The sequence below is a fragment of the Streptomyces sp. CB01881 genome (assembly GCF_002953255.1).
Classification (GTDB): Bacteria; Actinomycetota; Actinomycetes; order Streptomycetales; family Streptomycetaceae; genus Kitasatospora.
The window spans coordinates 971,537-972,295 of record NZ_CP026498.1; the positions used below are offsets into that span (position 1 = coordinate 971,537).

Here is a 759-nt window from a genome sequence, read left to right on the forward strand (position 1 = left end):
CGTCGGAGCGGGGGCCTGCGGTTCTTCGAGCCCGGTGGCCGTCCGGGGCCTGGGCGTGTCGGTTGCGGCACGGCTGCTGGGTTGGGCGTCTTCGCGCGGATGTTGCGGAACCCGCGTCGGACCCGGGCGGGGGTGAGCCTGCTCGACGGGGCCGGTTTCTCCCAGGGGCGGCGTAGGTCCTCGGCGAGGGGGCGGGCGAGGCGGAGTTGGGTGTGGGCGACGATGACGAGCCAGGTCCACAGGTCGGCGGTGTCCGGGTTGCGGAAGCGGGGGGCGGTCCAACCGAGGGTCTGCTTCATGAGTCGGAAGGTGTGCTCAAGATCGAATCTGCGCAGGAACGTGCGCCAGATCCGGTCCAGATGCTCGGCGTCGATGCCGGTGGCGGAGGACCACAGCCACAGCGGTTTCGCGTCCCTCTCGCCCGGCAGCTGCTCGACCTTGAGGCGGACCAACGTGCCGTGGGTGATGGGGATTTCACCTTCGTGGTCGAGCCAGGGGCCGCGCTTTTGCAGGCGCTGGTGCATCCGGTCCCACGCTCTCGCCTCGGCCTTCCCGTAGCGGGTGGTGTCGGTGGTGGTGGCGGCGTCCGGGGTGTGCCAGCTGTCGGGTTTGGCGAAGGTGAAGACGCCGCCGTGCCGGCGCGGGCGTCCGCCCTTCGGGGTGGAGCGGGGCTCGCCCGGGTCACGGAGCATGACCCGGTCCGAGCGTAGTCGGCCGACCAGTTCAACCGGAAGATCGGACAGGACGTAGGCTAGGCCA

Annotated in this window: 1 pseudogene; it reads right to left on the reverse strand. The window is 70.8% G+C overall.

Going from position 1 to position 759, the window contains the following annotated elements:
* A pseudogene (locus C2142_RS39290) lies at positions 1-759 on the reverse strand (transposase); the annotation flags it as partial.